The organism is Paraburkholderia phenoliruptrix (assembly GCF_902859825.1).
Classification (GTDB): domain Bacteria; phylum Pseudomonadota; class Gammaproteobacteria; order Burkholderiales; family Burkholderiaceae; genus Paraburkholderia; species Paraburkholderia phenoliruptrix.
In genome coordinates this window covers 1-22,559 of the sequence record NZ_CADIKB010000006.1, presented here as the reverse complement: position 1 = coordinate 22,559, position 22,559 = coordinate 1, and the positions used below count along the sequence as shown (strand labels likewise).

The following is a 22,559-nucleotide window of genomic DNA, read 5'->3' as shown; positions in this document are numbered from 1 at the left end:
CCGCAACGAAAGTTGCATGAACGACGAGTCGGGCGCTGGCGCGCTCCACTCGACAGGAGAAACAGATGCTTGAAATCAGACATGCCAATCAACGCGGCCGCGCAGAGCACGGCTGGCTTAGCTCGCGTCACACCTTTTCGTTCGCGCATTACCACGACCCGAAGCAGAACGGCTTCTCCGATCTGCTCGTCATCAACGACGACCGCGTCGCACCGGCCCAAGGCTTCGGCAAGCACCCGCACCGCGACATGGAAATTTTCTCGTATGTGCTGGAAGGCGCTCTCGGGCACAAGGACACGATGGGCACCGGCTCGGTAATCGTGCCGGGCGACATCCAGTTGATGAGCGCGGGAACCGGCGTTGCGCACAGCGAATACAACCATTCGAAGAGCGAGCCCGTGCACTTCCTGCAGATCTGGATTGCGCCGGCGCAAATGGGTACCGCACCGCGCTATCAGCAGCAGCATTTCAGCGCGGAGGACAAGCGCGGCGTGCTGCGCCTCGTTCTGTCGCCGGATGGAGCTAACGGTTCGCTGACGCTGCAACAGGACGCGCGCGTGTATGCCGGCCTGTTCGACGGCGATGAAACCGCGCGGCTGGAACTCGCAAGCGACCGCTATGCGTATGTGCACGTGGCGCGCGGCAGCGTGACGGTAAACGGCGTGCAGCTCGGCGAAGGCGACGGCGCACGCGTGCGCGGCGAAGAAGCGCTGAGCTTCACGCAAGGGCACGATGCCGAAGTGCTGGTGTTCGACTTGCGCAACAACGAGGTGTCGGAGCTGTGGGCGTAAGCGGTGTGCCGCCTCTAACACACGCATGCTCATGAAAGCCGCCCGGTTCGCGCCGCGCGGTTTTTTTGCGCGGCGCTTTCCGGTTGCAGCCGCTGCGACATCGGCGTGATGAAAACAGAAACGGCGGCCCGCAGGCCGCCGTTATTCGCTACGCGTGAAGTCCGATTATCAAACTGCCGCTTCGGCTTCCACCTCGTTCGCCGCTTCGGCTTCCTCACTATTGCGAATCAGATGATCGAATGCGCTAAGCGATGCCTTCGCGCCTTCGCCCACCGCAATCACGATCTGCTTGAACGGCACGGTGGTCACGTCGCCGGCCGCGAACACGCCCGGGACCGACGTCGCGCCGCGTGCATCGACCACGATCTCGCCGTGCTTCGACAGTTCCACCGTGCCCTTCAGCCACTCGGTGTTCGGCACGAGGCCGATCTGCACGAACACGCCTTCCAGTTCGATCTGCTTCACTTCATCCGAACGCAGGTCCTTGTAGACGAGGCCATTGACCTTCTTGCCGTCGCCGGTGATTTCGGTGGTCTGCGCCTGCGTGATAACGGTCACGTTGGGTAGGCTGCGCAGCTTGCGTTGCAGCACTTCGTCGGCTCGCAAAGTCGCGCCGAACTCGAGCAGCGTGACTTCGCGCACGATACCCGCGAGGTCGATTGCCGCCTCCACACCCGAGTTGCCGCCGCCGATCACCGCGACGCGCTTGCCCTTGAAGAGCGGACCGTCGCAGTGCGGGCAGTACGCCACGCCGTGATTGCGATACTCGCGCTCGCCCGGCACGTTGATTTCGCGCCAACGCGCACCCGTCGCGAGAATGATGGTTCGGGCCTTCAGCACCGCGCCGTTTGCGAGGCGCACTTCGTTGATGCGCCCCGGAATCAGCGCTTCGGCACGCTGTACGTCCATGATGTCGACTTCGTACGTTTTCACGTGCTGTTCGAGCGCGGTGGCGAATTTCGGCCCTTCGGTTTCGGTGACGGACACGAAGTTTTCGATAGCGAGCGTGTCGAGCACCTGGCCGCCGAAGCGTTCCGCGACCACGCCAGTGACGATGCCCTTGCGTGCCGAATAGATCGCCGCCGCCGCGCCCGCCGGCCCGCCGCCGACGATCAGCGTGTCGAACACCGGCTTCTTTTCCAGTTCCTTCGCCGCACGGGCGCCGGCGTTCGTATCGAGCTTTGCGAGGATTTCCTTCACGCCGCTGCGGCCCTGGCCGAACACTTCGCCGTTCAGGAACATGGTCGGCACCGCCATGATCTGGCGTGCTTCGACTTCGTTCTGGAACAGCGCGCCGTCAATCGCCACGTGACGGATGCGCGGGTTGATCAACGCCATCACGTTCAGCGCCTGCACCACTTCCGGGCAGTTCTGGCACGAGAGCGAGAAATACGTTTCGAATTGATAGTCGCCGTCGAGACTGCGGATCTGTTCGATCACGGCGTCGTCGAGTTTGACTGGATGGCCGCCGACCTGCAGCAATGCAAGCACGAGCGACGTGAATTCATGCCCCATCGGAATGCCCGCGAAGCGGATGCCGATGCCCTTGCCCGGCTCGCCGATCGAAAACGACGGCTTGCGCTCGCTGTCGTCGCGACGCTCCACGACGCTCACGCGCTCCGACAACGTCGCGATATCGTTCAGCAATGCCAGCAGCTCTTGCGATTTTGCGCTGTCGTCGAGCGACGCGACGATCTCGATAGGCCTGCTAACCTTTTCGAGGTACGTTTTCAACTGAGTCTTGAGATTGGCATCAAGCATGGCTATTCGATTCCGTGACGATGGGGTGTTGGGTTCCCGGCTCCGCGCGCATTCGATAGAACGCGTGCGGCCCGGGGACGCGCGAACCGCTGCATGAAGCGGTCCGCACGGTGATGCGCCGCGAGGGGCGCGACTGCCTGAAGCTTTGAAGCTGACTCAGCTTCGGCTAAAGCCTTATTAGAGCCTGGTTAAAGCCCGACCAAAGCTGATTTAAACCCGTGAACCTGCGAGAGCTTAGATCTTGCCGATCAGGTCGAGCGACGGGGTCAGCGTTTCTGCGCCCGGCGTCCACTTGGCGGGGCACACTTCACCCGGGTGAGCGGCGATGTATTGCGCTGCCTGCACCTTGCGCAGCAGTTCGGCGGCGTCGCGGCCAATGCCGTTGTCGTGGATTTCGCACAGCTTGATCTCGCCTTCCGGGTTGATCACGAACGTGCCGCGCAGTGCCAGACCTTCTTCTTCGATCAGCACGTCGAAGTTGCGCGAAATGGCCAGCGTCGGGTCGGCCAGCATCGGGTACTTGATCTTCTGGATCGTGTCCGACGTGTCGTGCCAGGCCTTGTGCGTGAAGTGCGTATCGGTCGACACGCTGTAGATTTCAACGCCGAGCTTCTGGAAATCGGCGTAGCGATCGGCCAGGTCACCCAGTTCGGTCGGGCAAACGAACGTGAAGTCGGCCGGATAGAAAACGAAAACCGACCACTTGCCCTTCAGGCTTTCTTCAGTGACGGTCACGAACTCGCCGTTGTGATAAGCCTGTGCCTTGAACGGTTTGACTTGACTGTTGATGATCGGCATTTGCTGAGTCCTCTTTCTGAGTGGTGGGAAAGTGGAGTCAGTATCTCAGACCGCGCTTAATAGGTAAAGTGGATTGTTTTAATTCTCTTGATAGATTACATCTATCTACTTCCAGACCTGCGCCTATCGCGTTTCGTCGGCCTTCAGAAGCCGCCACAGCGTCGTCCGGCCAATGCCCAGCGCCCGGCTTGCCGCGGCGCGGTTGCCGCCGCACTGTTCGAGCGCCCTCACGACCTCGTCGCGGCTCGGCGTGAGACGGGGCGCGGCCAACGTGGCAGCAGCGGCAGCCGTCGACGGCGCGCCGTGCCCGTCTTCCCGCTGCATCCGCTCGAATTCAGGAAACAGCGCCAGCAGATCCGGGCCGATGTCACCGTCAGATTCGCCTGTCGTGGCGCCCAGATAAATGGCCGCGCGCGCCAGCAGATTGTCGAGTTCGCGCACATTCCCGGGCCACGCATAGCGCTCGAACAAAGGCGCCAGAAACTTCAGCACCCGCCCGATCGCCGCCTCGGACAATCCATATTGGAGCCCAGTGCGGTTTAACAAGTGCCGGGCCAGCGGAAGCACGTCGGCGCGTCGCTCGCGCAGCGGCGGCAATTCTATCTGAAGCAGATTCAGACGAAAATACAGGTCCGCGCGAAACGCGCCGTCGCCGACGAGCGCAGGCAGGTCGCGATGCGTGGCGGCGATCACGCGCACGTCGACGGGCGTAGCCCGGCCCGAACCCAGCTTCATGACCTCCCGCTCCTGCAGCACGCGCAGCAGCCGGCTTTGCAGCGCGGCCGGCATCTCGCCGATCTCGTCGAGAAAAATGGTCCCTGTGTGGGCGATCTCGAAAAGTCCCGGCTTGCCGCCCCGCCGCGCGCCGGTGAACGCGCCTTCTTCATGGCCGAACAGCTCGCTTTCGATCAAACCTTCCGGCAGCGCCGCGCAATTGAAGGCGACAAACGGATTACCGCGCCGTCGGCTCGCGTTGTGGATGCCCTGAGCGACCAGCTCCTTGCCGGTGCCGCTCTCGCCGCTCAAGAGGACAGTCGCGTCGTGCGCCGCGCCCGCGTGCGCGAGCCGCCGCACGCGTTCGAGCGCCGCCGATGCGCCGACCAGATCTTCCAGCCGATGCCGGGCGACCAGATGCTTCGGCCGCTGGCTCGTGCGCAGCGACCGGTCGATCCGCTGCGCGACGAGCGCGTCCTGCACCGTCACGACCGCGCCCGAGCGCGCGCCCTGCTCCACAATCGGCACGCAATTGACGATGAGCGAGCGTTGGCCGATCTGCTCGATGCGCTCGTCGACGGCACCGCCGCGTTCGAGCGCGTCTCGCAGCCACGGGCCGACCCGTCGCGCGAGCTGCGCCGGCATGTCGCGCCCGCCTTCGAGGCCGAGCAGCTCGAGCATCGCGGGATTGACGGCTTCGAGCTGGCCGGCGTCGTCGAAAGCGGCCACGCCGTCGCGCAAATGCGCGACGATAGTGTTCAGACGCACGCGCTTGGACTCCTTCTGCCGGCTCACGCGCGCGAGTTCGACCGAACGCTCGAAAGCTTCCTCCACCGCGCCGAGCGAGTACAGAAACACGCTCGCGAGTCCCGCCTGCTGCGCGAGGTCGCAGGCCATGCCCGGTCCGATAATGACCCGGCAACCTTCGGCGGCGAGGTTGTTGACGGCGGTCTTGACCTCGTCGACGGAGCGATACGCGCGCTGCGTGAGGTGGACGGTCAGCAAGCCGCCCAGATCGGCGAGTTCGTGCGAGATCGTTTCGTGCAGCACGAGGCCGATGGGCGCGCCAGGCCATGTGGTGGTGGCGTGGGTGATCGCGCTCAACACGTCGAAGCCGTTCACCTTGACCATGACCACCGGCACGCTCAGGTTGTCGCGCAAATAGGCGCCGTTCGAGCCGGCGGCGAGCACGACGTCGACGGAACCGGCATCCACGTAGCTTTGCAGCGTGGTCACCGCCGCGCCGTAGCCTTCGCGAATCGAGAAAAATCTGGCGTGCTCGGCGTAGCGCGGTGCAATCGTCTCGCAAAGCGACTGCAGGCGGCTGATACTGACAAGCGCGACGCCCGGCCGGCCCGAGTCGGTACTGACGAACGGCGGCGTGAAAGTGGACATGCGGAGTCTCCGGGCTGCGGCAAGCAAGGCCAGCAATGAAACGTTCCATGAAACGTTTCATGGAACGATCCGGCCATTGTGCCACGAAACGGCGCAGCGTCCGGTCTGGCTGCAAATGGCTGATTTCAAAGCAAAAGCCTTTCGCCGCATCATCAATGGCATAGTTTCTGCGCTTAAGCGCGTCGTCAGCCGCTCTCAACCTTTCCGGAGACCCACCGTCATGACCACTTCCGCCACGCGCCGCGCCGCCTTCCGCGCCAAAGTCAACCAACGCCAGGGCCTGCTCGTGCCGGGCGCCTTCAATGCGATGAGCGCGCGCGTCATCGAGGATGCGGGCTTCGAGGCCATTTACATCACCGGCGCGGGCGTCACGAACATGTCGCTCGGCTTGCCGGACCTTGGTTTCATTGGACTTGCCGAAGTCGCCGAGCACACCGCGCGGATTCGCGACGCGGTGGCGCTGCCGCTCATCGTCGACGCCGACACGGGCTTCGGGAACGCGTTGAACGTGCGCCAGACCGTGCGGGTGCTGGAGCGCAGCGGCGCCGACGTGATCCAGTTCGAAGACCAGATCATGCCGAAGAAGTGCGGCCACTTCTCCGGCAAGGAAGTGATCAGCGCGAGCGAAATGGCCGGCAAGATCCGCGCTGCCGTCGATGCCCGCGAGGACGGCAATCTGCAGATCATGGCCCGCACCGACGCCGCGGCCGTGCACGGTATCGAAGACGCGATCGAGCGCGGTCACCGCTTTATCGAGGCGGGGGCAGACATTCTGTTCATCGAGGCCACCGAATCGCTCGCGGACATCGAGCGCCTGCCGTCGCTCTTCGAGACGCCGCAGTTGATCAACATCGTGATCGGCGGCAAAACGCCGGTCCAGTCGCGCGAGGCGCTTGCGAAGCTCGGCTACGGCATCGTGCTCTACGCGAACGCGGCGCTGCAAGGCGCGGTGCTCGGCATGCAGCGCGCGCTCGGCAGCCTTCAGGCGAACGGCCGCCTCGACGAAGACGCGACGCTCGTCGCGCCGTTCAGCGAGCGCCAGCGGCTCGTGAACAAGCCGCTCTACGACCGGCTCGACCGCGAATACGCCGCGAAAGACTGAGCGGCGCGCCTCTTCGGAACGTGTTGCCTCGCGCGCGGAACGGCACGCGCCGTGCTTCGCACAGACACTGTGCGCAAAGTTGCGGTCAGCGTGCGGGGCTTGCCGATGCGCGAGGCGGGATTGCGCTAGGATTCAAGGCCGGCCGGAAAAGGTCGCTATCCGGCGACGTCCGGACTCGACGTAGCGGCTTGTTGAACGGCGCACACACGTATTCGAAAGGTAGTCAAACAATGAAGCCCATCACATCGCGAGTCAGTTGCACTGCGCGCGGCGTTGCCGCCTGCGTTATTCACGCACGCTCCGACGACGCTCTCACGCGCAAGCTGCCGGGGGCCCGGCGATGAGCGCAGCGAGCGCGCGTGACAAGCATGTCGGCTGGCTGCCCTACATCGTCGCGGCCACGTTTTTCATGGAGTATCTCGACACCACGGTGATCGCGACCGCGTTGCCGCAGATGGCGCACTCGTTCGGCGTCGGGCCGAACAGCGTGAGTCTCGGCATGACGGCCTACATGCTGGCGCTGGCTATCTTTATTCCGGCAAGCGGCTGGATTGCCGACCGCTGCGGCTCGCGCACCGTCTTCTTCACGGCGATCGGCGTGTTCACGGCGGCCTCCGTGCTGTGCGGCCTCTCGCAGAACGTCGCCGAATTCACCGCCGCGCGCCTGCTGCAAGGCATCGGCGGTGCCATGATGGTGCCGGTGGGCCGGCTGATCGTCGTCCGCAGCACCGAAAAGAGCCGCATGATGCAGGCCATTTCCACCATCACGTGGCCGGCCATTGCGGCGCCGGTGGTCGGCCCGCCGATCGGCGGCTTCATCACGACTTACGCGTCGTGGCGCTGGATTTTCCTGCTCAACGTGCCGTTCGGCCTCGCCGCAATGGCCGTCGCGCTCGCCATGGTGCCGAACCTGCGCGGCAGCGAGCGCAAGCCGCTCGACGTGGTGGGCCTGCTGCTGAGCGGCACGGCGCTCACCGCGATCCTGTACGGCGCGGAACTGGCGAGCCAGCCTGCCGAAAATCCCTGGATCGCCGGCGCGATTATCGCCGCGGGCCTGGTCGTCGGGGTCGTCGCGTTCCAGCATGCGAAGCGCCATCCGCATCCGCTCATCGACGTCTCCACGCTCAAGATTCCGACGTTTTCGGTCACCGTCGTGACCGGCTCGTTCACGCGTATCGGCATCGGCGCCGTGCCTTATCTGATGCCGCTGCTGTTCCAGGTCGGCTTCGGCTTGTCGGCGTTCAAGTCGGGGCTGCTGCTGCTCGCGAGCGCGCTCGGCAATCTCGGCATGAAGGCGCTCACCACGCGCATCCTGCAGCGCTTCGGCTTTCGCATGGTGTCGATCGTGGACGTGACGGTGGCCGGCATCTTCATCATCGCGTGCGGCTTGCTGACGCCCGAGATGCCGCTCGCGCTCGTGCTGATCGTGGTGTTCGTCTACGGCGTGGCGCGCTCCATGCAGTTTTCGACGCTCGCGACGCTCGCCTATGCCGACGTCGCGCAGCCGCAAATGAGCGCGGCCAGCACCCTCTGGAGCGCCGCGGCGCAAATGACGATCGGCCTCGGCATTGCGTTCGGCGCGGTGTCGCTGCGCGCCGCCGCATTCTTCAACGGCCAGACGCCCGGCCACGTCTTCACGCTCGACGATTTCCGCCTCGCGTTTCTGCTGGCGGGCGTGCTGACGCTTCTGTCGGTGATCGGCTACATGGGCCTTGCGCGCGACGCCGGCCAGAGCATCGGCGGCGGCTCGCGCGGCGCGGAAGATCCCGCGAAAGGCTGAGCTGCACCAGCAATCAGGAGACCACGTGACGACTCTCAACGAGCTGCGAATTTCGAGCAATAAAGACGAACTCGACATCGACATGGTGCATGCGTTTCTCTCGCAGGAAACGCCGTGGGCCAAGGGCATGCCGCGCGAGACGCTCGAACGCGCGATTGCCGGCTCGCTGTGCGTGGGCGGCTATGTCGGCGGCAGGCAGGTGGCGTTCGCGCGCGTCGTCACGGACCATGCGACGTTTGCCTATTTATGCGATGTCTTCGTGCTGCCGTCGTATCGCGGCAAAGGCTATGCACATGCGTTGCTCGCGCAGCTCTTTGCGAGCGAGTCGCTGCAGGGCCTGAGAAGAATCATGCTGGCGACGACGGACGCGCACCATGTGTATCGGCCGCACGGGTTCAAGGCTTTGTCGAACCCTGGGCTTTTCATGGAAGTGCATAACCCGGACGTTTACCGAAGCGCCTGACGAGCCCGGCGCAATCACCGGCAAACGAACCGACAAGCGAACCGGCGCCGGCCGCGGCGCGCGGCACGGCCGCCATCAGACGTATGCGCGCTCGCGCATCCATTTGGTCATGATCCACTTGTCACCGGCACGCACCGGCGCGCCGCCGTGCAAGGTCAGCGGATCGAGCTGGCGCTGGCCGTTCATATAGCGGAAGTACACCGCGCCGCCCTGCTTCGCGGCCACGGACAAACCCGCTGCCGGAAAGATCGTTTCGCCGCCGTCGGCCACGTCGTTCAGATAGACGACGAGCGTCGCGACGCGTTGCCCGCCGCGCGCGGTGTGCACTGCGCTGCCGGGCTGATCGGGCGGAAAATAGTCGAAATGCGGCCGGTATTCGCCGGTCGGGCCGTAGTGGAGGATCTGCAAGCCCTCGCCGTTCTCGACCGGCCAGTTCATCAGGCTCGCAATACGCTGGTCCAGCCGCTCGATAAACGCGTCTTCTCCGCGTTGGTACCAGATGCCCTCGCTGGTGCGATTGCGGATCACGCCTTCCTGGCCGGTCGCCGGATCGACGATGGTCGAACGTTTCAGCCGATGCCGCGAACGCTCGATCACCTCGTTGCATTCCTCCGGCGAGAGCACGTTCGCGAACACGATCACCTGCGGGCGGTCGCAGCGCATCAACACCTGCACGTCGCGGTCGAAGGCGCGAATCGTATTGCCCGGCGCGACGGGGCCCGCGTCGTATTGATAGGCTGAGCGCGCCTGCTGCGCAGCCTGCGGCAGCGCGGCTTCCGTTCCGCCCGCCGAGGCCGCGGAGCTCGCCGCCGCCGACGTGGCGGACGCGCTCAGGCCGAACGCGCCGCGCACCGCTTCGCTTGCGGCGTCCGCGGCAAAGCCGGCCTGCACCATGGCCTCGATCATCGAATCCATGGTGCAGCCGCGCGCCGCGTTGGTACGCAGCCATTCCTGCCATGCGGCATCCACTACCGGCATACCTGTCCCCGCTGTTGGATAAAACAAGAATAGTGCATCGGCCGAGGCCCGCATTCAGACGTTATGTTCCTGGCGCCGGTAAATCTCGAGCCCCTTCCTCGCCCGCGCGCGGATCGTGCGCTGCACGAGCGGCGACCAGCCGAGCAATGCCCCGCGCGCGCCCAACGCCTGACGCATCCATGCCCACAAATCGAAACTGTCGCGATGCGCGACGATGAGCCCATCGCGAAACGCAAAGCGCGCCTCGACATGATTGACCACCGGGCGGCCCGTCTGACTGAACACATAGCCCGCGGTCCAATGCGCGCGACCGCTGTGCTCGTCGGCTTCCACGCTGTCAAAGGTCAGCGAAAAATCCTGCGCGCGCGTGACGAGCATGCGCCACATGTCGCGCACCTCGTCACCGCGCAATTCGCCGAACGCGGGGTCGCTGAAGACGACGTCGTCCGCGTAGCAGGCAATCATGGTCTTGGCATCGCGCCGCTGGAACGCCGTGTAAAAGCGTTCGATCACTTGAGTGTTGGGATGGCTCATTTGTTCTGGTAATGGGTTGCCGGCTGCTTCGAAGCGTTGCTTTGCTGCGTGCCTGGTGTCTGCCTGGTGTCTGCTTAAGGCCTGCTTCAGGCTGCGCGAGGCCTGCTTGTGACCGACTTCAAGCCGCTTTTTAAGCCGCTGTGGAAGTCCGCTTCCTGAACACGTGCGGAACCGGGATTGTATCCAATGAAACGCGCACGCCCGTGGACGCCCAAGGGCTAGCCCTCGTGCGCATGAGCGCGAGCGCGGATCGCGGAGAGCGAATCGTCGACCAGCAGTTTGCCCGAATCGAACACCGTGACCATCGCGTCCTGCCAATCCGCCGCGGCAGCGCCGGCGTTCTCCTGCGGCGCGAGCGGCAGCGTGGCGGTGCGGTACTCGCCCGTTCGACGATTGACGAGCAGCGTCAGCCGCCCTTTCATGGAGCGCTTGGTGGTGTCCGTGACCGGGTTTTTCGACACGTCGTGCCAGGCGTCGCCGAGCCGGATGGCGGAACATTTCATCGCAAAGCGCTGCGTATCGCGATTGATCTGCTGCAACAGCGCGCCGCCCATGCCGAACACGATGTTGTCCGCCGCAAAACCCGCGTGGTCCATCGCGGCGAGAATGGCCTCGAGCGAGTCCGGATTCACGCCGTCGCCCTGAATCACGCGCACGTTGTTCAACACGCGCCGCCCCTTGCTGTTCACCGTGGATCCGAACGACGCCTCCAGCGCACGCAAGGTTTGCAGCACGATGCTGCGCGGGTCGCCGGAGTCAGGGCGGATCACGAGCGTGCCGCCGGAATCGAGCACCGCCTGCTTCAGCTCCGTGCCCCACACTTTCAGTGCCGCGAACAGATCATAGGAGTCCGACACCACGGAAACGATTGCGCCCGGCCTTGCGAACTTCGCGATCATGTTCCGGTACGCCTCGGTCTCGCGCTCGCGCCCCCATGAGGTGATCGTGCTGTGTTCGGCGGCCGGCACCGAAAACGCAGCCATGCTCTCGTTGTAGTAGTGATTCGCGGCCACCACGCCGAGCACCGTATCCGATCCCATGAAACTCACGAGGTGCGCCGCGCCGCCTATCGCCGCCGATTCCGCGCTCGACACGCCGCGCGCCCCGAAGTCGTGCAGCTTGAACGGCAGTTGGGTCAGATCGTCACTGCTCTTCAGCAGATAGTCGCGGATCGTCTTGCGCAGATGCCAGCTTTGCGTTGCGACCGTGATCGGATACCACACGCGCAAGAGCAGGGTCTCGAGATAGGACGCGAGCCAGAAAACCTCGCGGTCGTCGCATTCCACGGTGACGAGCACGTTATGCGTGGGCACCGCCGAACCTTCAGGCACCGCGCGAATGCGCACCGGCAGATAACCGCCGTGACGCTCCACGACGTAGCGCCAGCCCGCTTCGTTGAACGGCTCGCCGTGCGCACCGAAGAATGCCTTGGCTTCGTCGATCATCGGCGCGGTAATCGGCCGGCACAGATACGCCTTGATGAGCATCTGCAGGCCGAAAAAGAGCGTACGGTCGTAGCGCCCGCCGCGCGATTCGATGTAGGAAAACATCGCCGACGCTTCCGGCGGATACTGCAGATAATGCGACGCCTTGTATGAATCCGTGTTGAGAATCGGATTCGAGAGAATCGCAGACACGCCGCTAGGACCGCTGAACTCGTTGGCCATGGAGGACCCCGCACTCGGCTCGCCGACAGAAACTGGCTTTACATGATGCCACGAGCGTGCAGCACGCGGCGTGCGGTTGCCGCGCCGACTCCGAGGTCTGGTTCGACACTTATGCAGAGCGCATGCGGCGCCCGCCGTGCGCAGCGGTCCAAAGCGCTGGTCAGTCCGGGTCGCCGTCTTCCCACGCGGGGCTCTCCGCATCGCACCCGGCGTTCCTCTCCTGCGCCACCGGCAGTTCGCAGGCGTCGCGCAGCGCGGGGCGCTGAATCTCCGCCCGCGCGCGCCGTTTGATCGCATCGGCAATCACGAGCGTCATCAGATCGACGGGCGGCGCGGCGAACCCTGCGCGCCGCGCGCCCAAGTAGGCCCGATAACGAAGACGCACGACCGGCGCCGCAGATCGAGTGGCTGACGTGGCTGACGTGGCTGCCGTGGCTGAAGTTGCTGACTGGGCGTGGCGCGGCGCGCGGGCCGGCCCATAAATTGGCGTTTTCATGACATCCCCCGTACGAATGACACGCTGATACGCTGACGGCTGCGCTGCAGCCTTCCAGGTCCGCCGTGCCCACGCGACAGCGCGAACACGGCGCCCGGTCCACCTCGCATTTGCGCCTCTCTGATGGAGGCTTTGGCCTTCTCCCCGCTTCGTCGCGCCGGTTGGTCCAGACCGTACGCTGCCCCTTCCCTGTTATGCACGTCGCTCGCGCAAACGTTTCGCGCGAGGTACCTGTCGTTATTTAGCCAACACCTGCCCCTTCACAGACGAAAAAACCGGCGAGGTCAGAGCTTTGCGTCGCCGGGTGCAGAACAACCGCTTCGCATCGGTTGTTCGCCCCTCTTATTTGACGTCCGTCTGTCAGTGGCCCCGCCGCAGCCTCGTCAGACGCATTGGCATTCCCCGGCCGCGTCCACGAAGTCGTTCTGTTGCTGCCGGTCGTTTCGGCTTTTCCCTCGCTTCGGCCTCATCTTCCTCGGCTGACGGGCAGCAACACATTCGCTGTGACTCGCTTATCGCAATGGCTATGCCATGTGCGCCTAAGTCCTGTCGCACGGGGCATCATCCACGATGCGCCGCTATCCGCCGAAGTGCGGCCCGCTCGAAGCACGCCCAGTGATTCGTATTCGAGACGCTTTGCGGCCCGAGATCGGCGTAAAAGAGACGTATTGCGCGCATGGCATACGCGCTTCATTTGAGTGCCGTATTCCTTGCTCCCCGCGCGCATTCGCGGTTTGCGTGGAAGCCCCGGACAAATAGGCGGACATCGAGGCGCATCAAAACGGTGCCGATTTGGTGGAAACGCATAATGCCGATTCTGTTGCAGGCATGAAACATCGGAAATGGCGGCGTGTGCATGCGCGTGACGCGTTCGTTCACGCGCTGTGTACCCCAGCGCGCATAACCGGGCTTGACGTATTGGAATTGGAGCGGCAGTCGATTAAGCACGCAGTGCCCCGAATTTCCGGCGACTACCGAATAAGCGCCAGTCAAATCAACAAACTTTTCCGCTACTGATTTGTTTGTATAGCATTCCAAAGCGCTTTCGCTTATGTTTAAGTCACGCGCCGCCAAGAGCGCGATCCAATAGGCGAGAGAATTCACAAGCGGTACAAGTGATTCGCGGATGAACTACCCCGGCGGTTGCGACGTAGTTCATCCTGCCTGCCGGTCTTTGCCTGCCGGTCTTTAACAACGTCGAACAGCAGTTTTGAGAGCAGCACGGAATCGGGGGTAATGGACATGACTTTCGCATCTGCGGACACGGAACGCACGGTTCTCTACGTATCGAACTCGCCCGATCAGAAACTCGCGGACTTTCTCGCCCAATCCGGCTGGCATGCCGTGCACGCGAAAAACACCGCGAGCGCGGAGCGCGTGATCGACCGCGACAACATCAAGGTCGGTCTTGTCGAACTGCCGGAAGACTGCACGTCGCAGCAACTCTCCGCGCTTGCCTCGTGCATGCGCCGCCCCGAAACCAACTGGGTCGCGCAAATCGCGCCGGGCCAGGCGGATAACGAACTCGTCAGCCGTTTCATCCTCGATTACTGCTTTGATTTTGTCACGCGGCCGTGGCTGAACGAGCGGCTCGTGTTCGCGCTCGGCCACGCGCACGGGCTGTCGTCGCTGCGGCACGTTCATGTCGCGCCGGAACCGTCGCTCGGGCGGCACGGCATGGTCGGCCAATGCGAGGCCATGCAGCAGCTGTACCGGCGCATCGACAAATGCGGCGCGACCGAAGCGCCGGTGTTCATCGCGGGCGAGTCGGGCACGGGCAAGGAGTTGACCGCACGCGCCATCCATGAGCGCTCGCCGCGTGCGGGCCGTCAGTTCGTCGCCATTAACTGCGCGGCGATTCCCCCGAGCCTGCTGCAAGCGGAACTGTTCGGTCATGAACGCGGCGCGTTCACCGGCGCGCTCCAGCGCAAGATCGGCCGGATTGAAAGCGCGCATGAAGGCACGCTCTTTCTGGATGAAATCGGCGATATGCCGCACGAATGCCAGGCCGTGCTGCTGCGCTTCCTGCAGGAAGGCACGATCGAGCGCCTCGGCGGCAATGGCCCGATTCACGTTGACGTTCGCGTTATTTCGGCGACCCACGTCGATCTCGACAAGGCCGTCGAGGAAGGCCGCTTCCGCGCCGACCTGTATCACCGGCTGTGCGTGTTGCGCCTCGTCGAACCGCCGTTGCGCGAACGCGGCGGCGACATCAAGCTGCTCGCGAACTATGCACTCAGCATGTACAAGCAGGACGGCGCGCGCAAACTGCGCGGGCTGTCGAGCGACGCCATCGTCGCCATGTCGAACTACGCGTGGCCAGGCAATGTGCGCGAACTGATCAACTGCGTGCGGCGCGCCGTCGTAATGAGCGAGGGCCGTTTCATCACCGCGAACGATCTCGGCTTGCCCGCCACGGACAACGGCCCGGCCGTCACGCTCGCGGAAATTCGCAGCAAGGCCGAAAAAGACGCGATCGAACATGCATTGCAGAGGCATGGTTATAAATTGTCGGAAGCGGCGGCTGAACTCGGCATCTCGCGCGCCACGCTGTACCGGCTGATGCACGCCGACCGGCTGCATCCGGAGCCGTCGGGCGGCCATGGGTCCAACGGCGGCACGGATGCCGACGGGGACGGCGAAGCCGAGAGGCGCGCACCTTCGCTGATGTCGGCGGCTTCGGCGTAATTTCTTGCCGTGGGCGGCCGCGCCGCCCCTGTGCGCCCCCTTCCTCCTGACTGGCTAGCGAGCGTCTGGCCAGCGCACCTCACACCCTCCGTCCCTCGCACTGCTTGTACTGCCTGTGCTCCGTTGCTCCTGGCCTTAGCGCTCCTGGCCTTAGCGCTCCTGGCGCTTCTCGCGCCCACTTGGCCCCGCGTGCCACGCACAGGCAAGCAATTTGCTACCGCTTTTTGCCGGCACCGCCTCTTGCCGAATCGGGCCGCCTCACGGCCTCGCGAACTCCACCTCAGGAACTTGTGTCACGAAAGCGGTGTCGGTCAAGACCAGGCCACCATCGCCAGCGCGGCCGATGCGTCCTGCCAGCCGTCCGCACTCCGCAGCCCGTCTCATACCTTATGCGCAAACTACTACACGCCTCTTTCGTCGCTTTGTTTCTTTTCGGCGCCCCGCCCGTGTTCGCCGCCGTGACGCCGGCCACGCCAGCCTCGGCGGCGTCAGGCACCGCCGTCACGCTGACACCGGACGAGGCGCGCCAGGCGCTCGCCGTGCTCAACGACCCGAAGCGCCGCGCCCAGGTCGCCGATACCTTGCAGGCCATCGCCGCCGCCGGCGCGCTCAGCGCCCCGGCTTCCGCCGCGACCGCCGCCTCCGCGCCCGCGGCTGCGAGCGGCGCCGCCGCGCTCGTGCCTGCCGCATTCAAATCCAATGGACTCGCTTCGCAACTCGCGCGTCAGGGCGCGCACTGGGCCGTCCATCTGGGCACGTCGCTGCGCAACTCGGTGACGGCGCTGCTCGATGTCGCCTCGGTGCGCGCGTGGTGGAACTGGCAGTCGACGAGTCCGCAAGCCCGCTCCATCCTCGCGCACGTCGCATGGTCGCTGCTCGCCGCGTTGTTGCCGGCGCTCGTGCTCGAATGGCTAGCGCGGCGTCTGCTGCGCCGCGCGTATCGCGCGCTGGCGGCGCGGCGCGAACACGCCGATCCCGCCGACGCCCCGTTCCTCGACGCGCGCACCGATTTGCCGGTCGATGTCGAGCCCCGACCCGCCGACGCGGCCCACGCCGCGCCGCCCTTGCCCGCTGCCCCGCCAGCCGAGGCGCGCGCCGAAGCGGAGTCCAACGCGGCAACCAGAGCAGAACAAGCCGCCGCCGTGGGCGCGGCCGCTACGCCCGCCACCGGTCAACCTTCGGTCGGGCCGACCGCCACACCGTCCGCAGCCGCCGGCAAGGCAGCCGAAGTGCGTGGCAAGCAGAACGCCACGCATCACTGGACGCTCCTGCAGCGCCTGCCGCGCGCGCTGCTCGTCACGGTGCTGCGGCTCGTGCCGCTGGCGGTGTTCGTCGGCGCGGCGAGCGCCCTCATGTCGATCTTCACCGACGACGGCACGCCGCAAGACCGCGCGCTCGATTCGCTCGTCGATATTTATGTGCTGTGCCGCCTCGTGGTGATCGTCAGCGGCTTCTTCCTGCAGCCGGCCGCGCCGCGCCTGCGTCTGTTGCGCATGAGCGACGCGTGGGCAGCGTTCGTGCACCGCTGGGTGATCCGCATTGTCAGCGTGGTGGGCGTGGGTTCAGCGTTGGCGGAAATCGCGCATTCGCTCGGCCTGAACGACGCCGCGCACCTCGCATTGATGAAAGTCGTCGCGCTCGCCGGCCATGTGATGCTTTCCATCCTGATCCTGCAATGCGCGAAGCCGGTCGGCGAACTGATCCGGCAGCGCGCCGCGGCCCGCAAATCGCTTGAGATGGCGGCCAATGCGCTCGCCGATGCATGGGCGTGGCTCGCGGTGTTCGTCGTGATGGCGCTGTGGTTCATCTGGGCGCTCGACGTGCAGAACGGCTATCACGCGTTGCTGCACCTCGGCGGCATGTCGATCGCGGTGCTGGTGGGTGCGCGCGTGCTCGCCATCGTGATCTTCGGCGGGCTCGCGCGGCTCTTCAACGGACGCGAAGACGCCGGCAAGTCGCTCGTGCATCAGCACGCATACCGCTACTACCCGCTGCTGCGGCGCGTGGTCTCGTGGATCATCGGCATTGCGACGGCGCTCGCGTTGCTCGCGGTGTGGGGCGTCGACATCGGCGAGCTGTTCCGCAACGGCAGCGTGGGCCATCGGCTCGCGTCGGCCATCGTCACGATCGGCGTGGCGGCCGTGATTGCGCTGGTCGTCTGGGAAAGCGTGAATGTGTCCGTCGAACGGCGGCTCGACAGATGGACGACGAGCGGCGATCTCGTGCGCGCCGCGCGTTTGCGCACGCTGCTGCCGATGCTGCGCACCGGCCTTTTCGTCGTCATCGCGCTCGTCGTCGTGCTGACCGGACTGAGTGAGCTGGGCGTGAACATCGGGCCGCTGCTCGCGGGCGCCAGCATCTTCGGCGTGGCGCTCGGCTTCGGTTCGCAGAAGCTCGTGCAGGACTTCATCACCGGCATTTTTCTGCTCATGGAAAACGCGATGCAGGTCGGCGACTGGGTCACGCTCGCGGGCGTGTCCGGCACCGTCGAGTATCTGTCGATCCGCACGGTGCGGCTGCGGGGCGGCGACGGCTCGCTTTACACCGTGCCGTTCAGTTCGGTCTCGACGGTCAACAACACCAATCGCGGCATCGGCAATGCCGGGGTGCGCGTGAACATCGTGTTCGGTCAGGATGTGGATCTCGCCATCAATACGCTGAAGGAAATCGGCGCCGCGCTACGTGAGGACGAAAAATTCAAGGACGGCATTCTGTCCGACTTCAGCTTCTGGGGCGTCGACGCCGTGGACGGCTCGGCGGTCACGCTCGCCGGTCAGATACAGTGCCGCGACTCGGCGCGCTGGGGCGTGCAGCGCGAATTCAACCGGCGTATTCTCGACCGCTTCCGCGAGCGCGGCATCGAAATCGCGAACCCCCAGCGCAACCTGCTGACGTGGGACCCGGACAGCGTGGCGCCGCGCGTGGATGCCGGCGAGCCGCCGCAACAGGAGCCGCCGCAACATAAGCCACCGCGGCAAGAGCAGCCAGCGCCTTCGAGCCGGTCGTCCGCCGACAGCGCTTCGTCCGATGTCTCATCTAAAGGCGCTAAAGGCGCTAAAGGCGACGCGCCGGTCGAAGACCAGATACCTGTCGATTCCAAGCCCGCCGGCGGACCCGGCACGCCCGCGAATCCGGGACCGACCTCGCCGCACGAATGAAGTCCTACTGAACCTGCCACCAGCGGGGCAACAGGCGGCGCACCTCGGGCCGCCTGTAACGGTCGTCGATCAGATGCACGACGCCCTCGTCGTGCTCCGTGCGGATCACGCGCCCCGCCGCCTGCACCACCTTCTGCAAACCGGGGTACAGGTACATGTATTCGTAGCCACTGCCGAAACGCGCCTCCATCGTGCGGCGCATCTCTTCGTTCACTTCGTTCATTTGCGGCAAGCCGAGCGTCGCGATAAAGGCGCCGATCAACTGCTGCCCGACGAGATCGACGCCTTCGGAAAACGCGCCGCCCAGCACGGCAAAGCCGACGCCCTGACTCGTTGTGCGAAAGCGTGCAAGAAAAGCGTCGCGGGCCGCTTCGTCCATGCCCGGCTCCTGCGCCCAGACGGGCACGCCGGGATGCCGCTCGCGCATCAGCGCGACGATCTGCTGCAAGTACTCGAAACTGCTCAGGAAACCCAGGTAATTGCCGGGCTTCACCGCATACTGCCTCGCAATCAGATCGACGATGGGCTCGAGCGAACGCTCGCGATCGCGCCAGCGCGTCGACACGTTGCCCGCCACCTTCACCTGCAACTGTTCTGCGCGAAACGGACCTTCGACATCGAGCCATGGTGTGTCTCTGGCGAGGCCGAGCGTATCGCGGTAGAAATGATGCGGCGTGAGCGTGCCGGAGAACATCACCGTCGTGCGCGCCGCCGCATAACGTGACGCGAGAAACGGCGCGGGAATCACATTGCGTACGCAGATCACGCAACTGGTTTTGTCGCGCGGCGCGTGACGGTCTGTCGTGAGCGTGATGTCGACAATCGAATGCTCGCCGAACTGTTCGGCGAGCGCGACAAAATGCATGGCGTCGAAAAAGAATCGCAGCCCTGTCTCGTCGATGGAAAGCGGCGCCTCGGCAAGCTGATCCGTGACCGCGCCGATCAGATTCTGCGCGGCGGACAGCAGCTTGCCCGGCACCTCGGCGTATACCTGATACGAAGCGGCTTGCGCGCGCTTGACCGCACTCCATTCGCGCTGCAAACGCTCGAGCGGCTTTCGCAACGTTGGCGGCGCGGTCTTGCGCGCGAGCCGCAACGCGGCCTGATCGAGCGACGCCGTATACATGCGGCGCGCGCGGTCGAGCAGATTGTGCGCCTCATCGACCAGCACGCCCACGCGCCACGCGTTGATCTGCGTGAGCGCGTACAGCATCGCACTGCTGTCGTAGTAGTAGTTGTAGTCGCCCACCACGACGTCGGCCCAGCGCGCGAGTTCCTGCGCGAGGTAATAGGGACACACGTCATGGGCGAGCGCTGCTTCGCGCACTGCCGCACGATCGAGACGCGCGCCCGCGAGCGCCGCGCTGCGCGCCGCGTCGAGCCGGTCATAAAAGCCGCGCGCAAGCGGACACGACTCGCCGTTGCAGGCTTTGTCGGGATGTTCGCAGGCTTTGTCGCGCGCTACGAGTTCAAGCGTTCTCAACGGCAACGGCGCCGCGCTCCGACGCAGCGTTTCTATGGCGTCGAGCGCCAGCGCGCGGCCCGGCGTTTTCGCAGTGAGAAAAAACACGCGGTCGATGTGCTCTGCCGCGCACGCCTTCAGCAACGGAAAGATCGTGGCGAGCGTCTTGCCGATGCCGGTGGACGCCTGCGCCATCAGCGGTTTGCCGTCGCGCGCGGCGCGATACACGGACACCGCGAGCTCCCGCTGCCCACTACGAAACTGCGCATGCGGGAACTGCAGTGCACTCAGCGCCGCATTGCGCGCGGCACGATGCGCTTCTTCCTGCACGGCCCAGTCGAGAAACCGTTCGCACTGTTCGACGAAGAAAATTTCAAGCTCGCGCGCGCTATGCGTTTGCGTGAGCAACGTTTCTTTCTGACTGCCCACATCGAAATAAATCAGCGCGACCGTCAAGCCGCCCAGCCCACGCGCGCGGCACAGCAAATGTCCGTACACCCGTGCCTGCGCCCAGTGCAGCGCGCGGTGATTCGCGGGCATGCGCTCGAGATCGCCGCGATGGGTCTTGATCTCTTCGAGGCGGTTCTGCGCAGGGTCGTAGCCGTCAGCGCGGCCCCGAACCGTCAGGTTGCGATGCGTAGCCGTCAGCGTGATTTCGCTTTCGTAGCCGCTCGCACGGCGCCCGGCGACGGTCACATGGCCCGCCATGCCTTCCAGCGAAGTGGGCGCCGGCGTAAACCGCAGATCGAGGTCGCCGCGTCTTGCGGTGAACTCGCACATCGCTCGTACGGCGACGACGTAGGTCATACGGTGCGCTCCGCGGCCAACGCGGCAGGCGCGCCTGCGTCGACGGCCAGATTCTCCAGCGCATCGCTCTGCGCTTCGTCGGCCCAACGCACGTCGAGCACGCGCACCGGCATGCCGTGCTGCATGCAGTACGCGAGCCAGCGGATCTGGTTGTCCTGCAAGCGGTCGCCGGGGCCCTTCACCTCGATCAGTTCATAACGGCGCTCGCCGGGCCAGAAGCGGATGAGGTCGGGTAGACCCGAACGATTGCCGCGCACGTCGCGCAGCAGGCGTTGAAACCACAGCTTCAGATGCGCGGCGGGCAGGCAGTCGAGCGCCGTCGCCACGAGTTCGGGTGTAAGCAGTCCCCAGAACACGAACGGCGACTGCACACCGTCTTTCTCGCGCAGATGCCGCAGAATCGTCTCGCGATACGCGCCGGTATCGAGCTGAGCGAGACACGCGGCGAACTGCGTGGCGCGCCGCGTGTGAAAGTCCGGCGCGTGGAGGTCAGCGGGGCCGCGTTGAAACGGATGAAAAAACGCGCCAGGCAGCGCGGCGAACACGGGTTCCCAGCAGAGCAAGCCGAACAGCGAATTGATCAGCGCGTTCTCGACGTAATGCACCGGCGCAGTTTCACACGTCAGATGGTCGCGCACGACGTATTCGACCGCCAGCGGCGCCAAAGGCCTCGGCAACGTCAACATGCTGCGTTCGGCCCCACGCGCAGCGGGCATACGAGCCGCGGGCTTACCCAGCTTGCGCTGCAAACGCGGCAGCATGCGCGCGACGCGCTGCGCCTCCTCCTCGCTTTCGGGCGAGACGGCAGCCTGCGACGCCAGCGCGAGCGCGGCGTCGAAACGCTCGCTCCGCTCGAGCACACGCATGCGCCGGTGACGCGCGCCGGGCCAGGCGCACATTTCGTAGACGGCCAATGCGGTGGCCCACATTTGCCGCCGTTCGCCATGCTGACCGATGCGAAAGAGCAGCTTCGCGCGGCGCAGGTCCAGCCATGAGTTAGACGTTTGCACGGCGCGAACGCGCGCGACGAGTTCATCTAGCGCGGTCTGTTCTTCATCCGCATTCATCAGCAATCCGAATGACGCTAGCCACGCCAGCTCCTCGCGACACGCGTGCAACGCGAGATAGACGTCGACGTCCGCGCGCTGCTGGAAGGCACGCGACGACGGCCCGAACGCGACCTTCTCATACTGGAACACGCCGAGATCGGCGAGCACGAACTCGGACCAGTCCTGTTGCAGATTGCCGAAGAACATTAGCCGCAGACGCTCGCACAGCGGCGCAATGTCGACGCGAAACACGCAATCGTTTGAATGACGGTGCCATGCGGAGAGCGGACGCGCGGGCGTACTGGCGCTTTCGTCCTCATCGCCCTCCTCGCCCTCCTCGCCCGACGCATGAAACGGGCGCAACGCGTCCAGCAACGCGGGCTTGCGCAGGCTGCGCGCGCCTGGGATCAACTGCAACGCCTCGGTGAAAATGTCCAGCAGTTCGGCCCGCGTAGTGAGCGCGAACAGATCGTCGAGAGTCAAATGAGGCGCCGGATCTAGCCACCCCAGCGCGCTGAGGGGCGCCGCAGCTTGCAGCGGGCAGCCTATCTCGTCGTAAGCGAGGCGGCTCGCACGAAACAGCGTGCCCTTGCGCATCAGCATGCGAACCAGCAACGCGCGCGAAGCCTGCGGCAACAGCGCGAAGGCGTCGAGAAAAGCGCGCTCGCTCGCATCGAGCAGGTCGTCGTAACGTTGCGCGAGCCATGCCAGCGCGCGCTCGAAATTCTGCAGATAGTAGGGAACGCCGGCGGGGGAAGCCGGCGGAGCATCGGTTGCCACGGAGTTTGCAAGACCTGTATGTTTATAAGGGCTATCCATTTAGCTCCACAATTTCACATTATGGTGAAGCTTTGACCTTTGGCGGACGTTGCGCGATCTGGCGATACGTGACGGGTTCGGCCACTACGGCCTGCTC

Annotated in this window: 17 protein-coding genes; 6 read left to right on the top strand and 11 right to left on the bottom strand. The window is 64.9% G+C overall.

What is annotated here, in order from left to right:
* Nucleotides 1-65: 65 nt before the first annotated feature.
* Complete coding sequence (locus HV711_RS09040) at nt 66-791, top strand: pirin family protein (protein WP_035483851.1); 726 nt, start codon at nt 66-68, stop codon at nt 789-791.
* Nucleotides 792-959: 168 nt separating this feature from the next.
* Here the strand turns inward: HV711_RS09040 and ahpF are convergent, their stop codons facing one another.
* From ahpF to prpR, 3 genes are all read right to left on the bottom strand, one after another.
* Entirely contained in the window at nt 960-2,552 is a 1,593-nt protein-coding gene (ahpF, locus tag HV711_RS09035; RefSeq protein WP_035483853.1) for an alkyl hydroperoxide reductase subunit F, read from the bottom strand.
* 234 nt (nt 2,553-2,786) lie between these two features.
* Nucleotides 2,787-3,350: an alkyl hydroperoxide reductase subunit C gene (gene ahpC / locus HV711_RS09030; RefSeq protein ID WP_035483856.1), complete on the bottom strand. Its 564-nt coding sequence runs from the start codon at nt 3,348-3,350 to the stop codon at nt 2,787-2,789.
* Between the two features lie 123 nt (nt 3,351-3,473).
* Nucleotides 3,474-5,459, bottom strand: coding sequence for a propionate catabolism operon regulatory protein PrpR (gene prpR / locus HV711_RS09025; protein ID WP_028359870.1), 1,986 nt, complete (start codon nt 5,457-5,459; stop codon nt 3,474-3,476).
* A gap of 220 nt (nt 5,460-5,679) precedes the next feature.
* On the opposite strand from prpR, the gene HV711_RS09020 reads away from it, so the two are divergent.
* The 3 genes from HV711_RS09020 (at nt 5,680) to HV711_RS09010 (ending at nt 8,804) form a co-directional block, all read left to right on the top strand.
* A complete protein-coding gene (locus tag HV711_RS09020; RefSeq protein WP_013590241.1) occupies nt 5,680-6,561 on the top strand; it encodes an isocitrate lyase/PEP mutase family protein in 882 nt (293 codons plus the stop codon).
* A gap of 340 nt (nt 6,562-6,901) precedes the next feature.
* Nucleotides 6,902-8,341: an MFS transporter gene (locus tag HV711_RS09015; RefSeq protein ID WP_035483859.1), complete on the top strand. Its 1,440-nt coding sequence runs from the start codon at nt 6,902-6,904 to the stop codon at nt 8,339-8,341.
* A 25-nt stretch (nt 8,342-8,366) separates the two neighbouring features.
* On the top strand, nt 8,367-8,804 hold the full coding sequence (locus tag HV711_RS09010; protein ID WP_013590243.1) for a GNAT family N-acetyltransferase: 438 nt from the start codon (nt 8,367-8,369) through the stop codon (nt 8,802-8,804).
* Between the two features lie 75 nt (nt 8,805-8,879).
* Here the strand turns inward: HV711_RS09010 and HV711_RS09005 are convergent, their stop codons facing one another.
* The 6 genes from HV711_RS09005 to HV711_RS08980 form a co-directional block, all read right to left on the bottom strand.
* Nucleotides 8,880-9,782 carry a 2OG-Fe(II) oxygenase gene (locus HV711_RS09005; protein WP_028359867.1) on the bottom strand — a complete coding sequence of 301 codons (903 nt, stop codon included), beginning with the start codon at nt 9,780-9,782 and terminating at the stop codon, nt 8,880-8,882.
* A gap of 54 nt (nt 9,783-9,836) precedes the next feature.
* Nucleotides 9,837-10,316: a nuclear transport factor 2 family protein gene (locus HV711_RS09000; RefSeq protein WP_035483861.1), complete on the bottom strand. Its 480-nt coding sequence runs from the start codon at nt 10,314-10,316 to the stop codon at nt 9,837-9,839.
* Between the two features lie 218 nt (nt 10,317-10,534).
* On the bottom strand, nt 10,535-11,983 hold the full coding sequence (locus HV711_RS08995) for a nicotinate phosphoribosyltransferase (protein ID WP_035483863.1): 1,449 nt from the start codon (nt 11,981-11,983) through the stop codon (nt 10,535-10,537).
* A 160-nt stretch (nt 11,984-12,143) separates the two neighbouring features.
* On the bottom strand, nt 12,144-12,368 hold the full coding sequence (locus HV711_RS08990; protein WP_425195020.1) for a hypothetical protein: 225 nt from the start codon (nt 12,366-12,368) through the stop codon (nt 12,144-12,146).
* An 801-nt stretch (nt 12,369-13,169) separates the two neighbouring features.
* Nucleotides 13,170-13,583 carry a hypothetical protein gene (locus HV711_RS08985; RefSeq protein ID WP_156946560.1) on the bottom strand — a complete coding sequence of 138 codons (414 nt, stop codon included), beginning with the start codon at nt 13,581-13,583 and terminating at the stop codon, nt 13,170-13,172.
* Complete coding sequence (locus HV711_RS08980) at nt 13,580-13,723, bottom strand: hypothetical protein (RefSeq protein ID WP_157097413.1); 144 nt, start codon at nt 13,721-13,723, stop codon at nt 13,580-13,582. The genes HV711_RS08985 and HV711_RS08980 overlap by 4 nt, the downstream gene beginning before the upstream one ends.
* Here HV711_RS08980 and HV711_RS08975 point away from each other — a divergent pair.
* Together HV711_RS08975 and HV711_RS08970 are read left to right on the top strand one after the other, a co-directional pair.
* Nucleotides 13,716-15,167, top strand: coding sequence for a sigma-54-dependent transcriptional regulator (locus HV711_RS08975; RefSeq protein WP_013590248.1), 1,452 nt, complete (start codon nt 13,716-13,718; stop codon nt 15,165-15,167). The genes HV711_RS08980 and HV711_RS08975 overlap by 8 nt on opposite strands.
* Nucleotides 15,168-15,556: 389 nt before the next feature.
* A complete protein-coding gene (locus HV711_RS08970) occupies nt 15,557-18,325 on the top strand; it encodes a mechanosensitive ion channel family protein (protein ID WP_035483866.1) in 2,769 nt (922 codons plus the stop codon).
* A gap of 4 nt (nt 18,326-18,329) precedes the next feature.
* Here HV711_RS08970 and HV711_RS08965 read toward each other — a convergent pair whose 3' ends face one another.
* The gene (locus HV711_RS08965) at nt 18,330-20,594 is read right to left on the bottom strand and encodes an ATP-dependent DNA helicase (protein WP_035483867.1); all 2,265 of its coding nucleotides are present in this window, start codon (nt 20,592-20,594) and stop codon (nt 18,330-18,332) included.
* Entirely contained in the window at nt 20,591-22,423 is a 1,833-nt protein-coding gene (locus tag HV711_RS08960) for a VRR-NUC domain-containing protein (RefSeq protein WP_035483869.1), read from the bottom strand. Before HV711_RS08960 ends, HV711_RS08965 begins: the two co-directional genes overlap by 4 nt.
* Nucleotides 22,424-22,559: the final 136 nt, after the last annotated feature.

Bases quoted from the DNA above. Each gene is read 5' to 3' on its own strand.
- prpR (WP_028359870.1), bottom strand. From the start codon at position 5,459: ATGTCCACTTTCACGCCGCCGTTCGTCAGTACCGACTCGGGCCGGCCG.
- HV711_RS09020 (WP_013590241.1), top strand. From the start codon at position 5,680: ATGACCACTTCCGCCACGCGCCGCGCCGCCTTCCGCGCCAAAGTCAAC.
- ahpF (WP_035483853.1), bottom strand. From the start codon at position 2,552: ATGCTTGATGCCAATCTCAAGACTCAGTTGAAAACGTACCTCGAAAAG.
- HV711_RS08965 (WP_035483867.1), bottom strand. From the start codon at position 20,594: ATGACCTACGTCGTCGCCGTACGAGCGATGTGCGAGTTCACCGCAAGA.
- HV711_RS09040 (WP_035483851.1), top strand. From the start codon at position 66: ATGCTTGAAATCAGACATGCCAATCAACGCGGCCGCGCAGAGCACGGC.
- HV711_RS08995 (WP_035483863.1), bottom strand. From the start codon at position 11,983: ATGGCCAACGAGTTCAGCGGTCCTAGCGGCGTGTCTGCGATTCTCTCG.
- HV711_RS08970 (WP_035483866.1), top strand. From the start codon at position 15,557: ATGCGCAAACTACTACACGCCTCTTTCGTCGCTTTGTTTCTTTTCGGC.
- ahpC (WP_035483856.1), bottom strand. From the start codon at position 3,350: ATGCCGATCATCAACAGTCAAGTCAAACCGTTCAAGGCACAGGCTTAT.
- HV711_RS09000 (WP_035483861.1), bottom strand. From the start codon at position 10,316: ATGAGCCATCCCAACACTCAAGTGATCGAACGCTTTTACACGGCGTTC.
- HV711_RS09015 (WP_035483859.1), top strand. From the start codon at position 6,902: ATGAGCGCAGCGAGCGCGCGTGACAAGCATGTCGGCTGGCTGCCCTAC.
- HV711_RS09005 (WP_028359867.1), bottom strand. From the start codon at position 9,782: ATGCCGGTAGTGGATGCCGCATGGCAGGAATGGCTGCGTACCAACGCG.
- HV711_RS08980 (WP_157097413.1), bottom strand. From the start codon at position 13,723: ATGTCCATTACCCCCGATTCCGTGCTGCTCTCAAAACTGCTGTTCGAC.
- HV711_RS08975 (WP_013590248.1), top strand. From the start codon at position 13,716: ATGGACATGACTTTCGCATCTGCGGACACGGAACGCACGGTTCTCTAC.